The 4,310-nt window shown below is 50.3% G+C and carries 5 protein-coding genes; 4 read left to right on the top strand and 1 reads right to left on the bottom strand.

The genetic code is table 11. From position 1 onward, the window contains the following. The 4 genes from Q0257_RS01650 to Q0257_RS01635 form a co-directional block, all read left to right on the top strand. Window positions 1–186, top strand: a 186-nt coding sequence (locus Q0257_RS01650) for a hypothetical protein (protein WP_298020757.1), incomplete at its 5' end; no start/stop codon positions are given. 720 nt (window positions 187–906) lie between these two features. Continuing rightward, a complete protein-coding gene (gene lepA / locus Q0257_RS01645) occupies window positions 907–2,703 on the top strand; it encodes a translation elongation factor 4 (RefSeq protein WP_298020754.1) in 1,797 nt (598 codons plus the stop codon). Window positions 2,704–3,324: 621 nt separating this feature from the next. Beyond that, a complete protein-coding gene (locus Q0257_RS01640; RefSeq protein ID WP_298020752.1) occupies window positions 3,325–3,882 on the top strand; it encodes a DUF6882 domain-containing protein in 558 nt (185 codons plus the stop codon). Window positions 3,883–3,902: 20 nt separating this feature from the next. Continuing rightward, a complete protein-coding gene (locus Q0257_RS01635; RefSeq protein WP_298020749.1) occupies window positions 3,903–4,031 on the top strand; it encodes a hypothetical protein in 129 nt (42 codons plus the stop codon). 54 nt (window positions 4,032–4,085) lie between these two features. Here the strand turns inward: Q0257_RS01635 and Q0257_RS01630 are convergent. Further along, a partial coding sequence (locus Q0257_RS01630) for a hypothetical protein (protein ID WP_298020746.1) occupies window positions 4,086–4,310 on the bottom strand: 225 nt, incomplete at its 5' end.

Genomic DNA, 4,310 nt, shown 5'->3' with positions numbered 1-4,310 from the left:
GTCAACACAAGAGCCGCTAAACCTACGGTTTGGGGCGGCGAGGGTCAAGTCAAATCTGGTAAGGAAGATGACGTGGGATCATTCGCTGGCGGTAGTACATCGGATAATAGTACTAGCGACACTTCGACGAATAAACTAGGTACGGGCGACATTCGCGATATCTACAACCAAAAGACCGATTGGTAGTATCTGCGTAAGCTCGTAGCACAAAGGCTAGCCTCCCGGCTAGCCTTTTTTTATGGGTGGAATTTTGGTTTTCTTAACGACGGATATTTTAAAATTTCGCTTTGCAAATTTTTGTCTGTAAATTTTACGAGATAAAATTTTTTAGAATTTTAAATTGCGAAATTTTGCTATAAAACTTGGCGGTAAAATTTTACTCATTGAGATTTGTGCGCCGTAACGGCATAGAATTGCGCGCTAATCCCAAGCGGTAGAATTCAAAGTAAAATTTTATATGGCGATCCTCCTCCCGTTTATTAAAATTCTCAACCATCGGCATTGCAAGTTTCGTGCAGCGTGATCATGCAAAGCTTATTGTAAATTTTTATTGCGCTAGATTTTACATTTCAATACAGCCGCAAAATTCAATTAGTAAAATCTACGCTAAGTGAGGTATAAAAAGATCTCAGCCACATCCAGGACGCAGAATTCCATTAGTAAAATCTGCTCCCAACCCTCATCCTAAAATTCTATCGCGGTAAAACGCACCGCCAATAAAACTTAAAATTCTATTGCTCAAAGTCGCCTGCATTTTCCCTTATCCTTCAAAATTTCGCTTCGTAAAATTCCAATCTGGCTAGATCTGCCGTATAAAACCGCTTTATAAATTCAACTTGCTCATTTACCCGTTTTTAAATGAAATTTCGGCACAATGCGGCTTAAAATTTCATCAGGGAAAACCACTTGAAAACAAAAAATATCAGAAATTTCAGCATCATCGCGCATATCGACCACGGCAAATCCACGCTCGCAGACCGCCTGATTAGCGAGTGCAACGCCGTCGAGGCGCGCCAGATGAGCAGCCAGATCATGGATACGATGGATATCGAAAAGGAGCGCGGCATCACGATCAAGGCGCAGTCCGTACGGCTCGAGTATGAGCTTGGCGGCGAGAAATACGTTTTAAATTTGATCGACACTCCGGGCCACGTGGATTTTAGCTATGAGGTCTCGCGCTCGCTGGCTAGCTGCGAGGGGGCGATCCTCGTCGTGGACGCGAGCCAGGGCGTGCAGGCGCAGACCATCGCAAACGTCTATATCGCGCTGCAGCACAACCTCGAGATCATCCCCGTGCTCAATAAAATCGATCTGCCCGCCGCCGATCCGCAGCGCGTAAAAGAGGAGATCGAGCACGTCATCGGGCTTGATTGCAGCAGCGCGATCGAGGTCAGCGCCAAAACGGGCGTGGGCATCAAGGAGCTCTTAGAGGCGATAATCACTCGCATCCCCGCGCCTAAAACGGACGACGACGCGCCGCTTAAGGCGCTAATCTACGACAGCTGGTTTGATAACTACCTAGGCGCGCTCGCTCTTGTTAGGTTATACGACGGCGTGCTGAAAAAGGGCGACGAGGTCTATATTATGGGTAGCGAGAACCGCCACGAGGTGCTTGATCTGATGTATCCCAACCCACTCTCGCCCGCTAAAACCCGCGAGCTTAGCAGCGGCGAAGTGGGCATCGTCGTGATGGGGCTAAAAAACGTCGCCGACGTGCAGGTAGGCGATACGATCACTCTTTTTAAGAAACGTGCCGCCGCGCCGGTGGGCGGATTTGAGAAGGCCAAGCCCTTCGTGTTTGCGGGCATCTATCCCGTGCAGACCGATAAATTTGAAGATCTGCGCGACGCTTTGGACAAGCTCAGCCTAAACGACAGTTCGCTTAGCTACGAGCCCGAGACGTCGCTCGCGCTAGGATTTGGCTTTCGCGTCGGGTTTTTGGGGCTACTGCATATGGAGGTCGTGAAGGAGCGGCTCGAGCGCGAGTTTGATCTCGATCTCATCGCCACGGCGCCGACCGTCACATACGCCGTGTATCTCACGGACGGCTCGTGCGTGCGGATACACAGCCCCAGCGAGCTTCCCGCGCCAAATTTTATTGAGCGCATCGAGGAGCCCTACGTCAGGGCGACCATCATCACCCCGAGCGAGTTTTTGGGCAATCTCATCAGCCTTTTAAATTTGCGCCGCGGCATCCAAACCAAGATGGATTACATCACGCCGGAGCGCGTCTTGCTCGAATACGACGTGCCTACAAACGAGATCATAATGGACTTTTACGATAAGCTTAAATCATGCACCAAGGGCTATGCGAGCTTTGATTACGAGCCGATAGATTACAGACGCGGCGATCTCGTAAAGCTCGACATCCGCGTCGCCGGCGAAGCGGTCGATGCGCTCTCGATCATCGTGCCCGCCTCAAAGGCCGAATCCAAAGGGCGAGACCTCGTAAAAGCGATGAAGGAGATCGTGCCGCGGCAGCTTTTTGAAGTCGCGATCCAAGCAAGCATCGGCAACAAGATCATCGCGCGCGAAAACGTCCGTGCCATGGGCAAAAACGTGACTGCCAAGTGCTACGGCGGCGACATCACGCGCAAGCGCAAGCTGCTCGAAAAGCAAAAAGAGGGCAAGAAGCGTATGAAGGCGATCGGTAAGGTAAATCTGCCGAGCGAGGCGTTTTTGAGCGTGCTAAAGATCGACTAAATTTATCGCGCGGGTGATCTAAATTTCATCTTTTAACGTGCGGCGGTAAAATTTGCTTTTAAATTTTGACGATCGCTCGGGCGATTTAAATTTAGCGGCTCGTCGTTCGGTATGAAATTTCGTCTTTAAATTTTAACGATCTCAAGAAGCGATTTAAATTTTATGACTGCACGGCGTTTTAAGCTCTATCGCTCGTGCCCAAGCTGATACATTCGCTGCTGCGCGCCGGTTTTGCGCCGCTTTAGGCTCTAGCGTTCACTGCTCGGTCGTAGAATTTTGCCGCATGCCATTAGGCTAAAATTTCATCTTTCAAATTTAACATTCCGTGAGCGGTTTAAATTTTATGTCCGCCAGCCGATCATTGCGGTCGCGCCCGTCATCTCCTGCAGTTGCACTCGCCATGCCCGGTAGCCTTCTGCAAAATTCTATCCAGGCGACGTCCGCTATGAAATTTTATCCGCTGCGACTTTATAAAATTTGATTAAATTTTCCTGCGCGCCGCGTTAAATTCCATAGCGCGAATGTTTTATAGCAAAACGGCGTGCGTAGCGTATAAAGAGGGCGCGCCGATAAATTCAGCAAAAGTGCTAAATTTATCGGTGCAAGATCAAGGGAGAAACGATGAAATTTTTAAACCGCTTAGGCGTGGATAGGAGCAGCTTTACCGATCTGTTTTCGGCATGTTTAGGCTGCGGCGCAAGGGTGCAAGAGATGGGCTCGAAGCTGATCACAAAGGGCAGGCGCCGGTCTGTGGATTTTGAGCGCGGTAAGACCCTCTCCGGCGATGATGCGCCGCGCGCCATCTGGTATATTGGCAGCGAAGCGAGCAGCAGCCGCACGTGGCTGTGGGGATACGAAAACATAAACCGCCTTGATGAGCGGCTGCTCACCCTTGCGCGAGATGTGCGCGACTTCGGCTTGCGGCACGGGCTAGAGGAGCTTAGCACGCCTAAGCTCGCACTAAGCGCGGAGATAAACGGCCACGCTCTAAGCGCGATCGCGTGCGGATTATCGCAGGAACCAGTATGTTACTACCGCTGCCCGTACGCCGGCGGAGCGGTGTTTGTGGCGTTCGCGGCAGGCGAGTGCGTGGCGCCAGATGGTACGATCAAACCCGGTATGGACGCAAGCGAGCTCATATCTTTGGCGCGCGATTACATAGGCGCATTTCACAGCTAAATCACGCCGTTTTATCGGGGGTGCTTTTACTTGGAAACGGCACGAAATTTAGCGAAGCGGCGGGCAAGATCGTAGCAAATTTTAAAAATGATGCGCTATTTTCGTTTGATAATTTGGAGCGGCTAAGCGAGGTAAAGTTCGCCGTATAGGGCTGCAAATATTGCGGCATGCATCTGCGGCTTTGAAATTCTGCTTCGTAAATTTTATATCGTAGAATTTTGCGCCTTGTGATTTCGCTCGGTAAGATTTAGATCGCGGAATTCTGCCGCGTGAAATTTTGTCTTAAATTTTACGCCGTAAAATTCCGCTACTCTATCCGCGCCCAAGCCTTTAAATTTTAAACCAAAATCAGCCGCCGTCGATGTCGAAATCAAGGTGCTCTTTGAAATAGGCGCGCAACCTGCGGCGGTCGTTGTGACCGGGCGTGA

The sequence above is a fragment of the uncultured Campylobacter sp. genome, assembly GCF_938018035.1.
Classification (GTDB): Bacteria; Campylobacterota; Campylobacteria; order Campylobacterales; family Campylobacteraceae; genus Campylobacter_B.
Note: the sequence above shows the minus strand (reverse complement) of the source record. Positions and strands in the feature narration are given on the sequence as shown.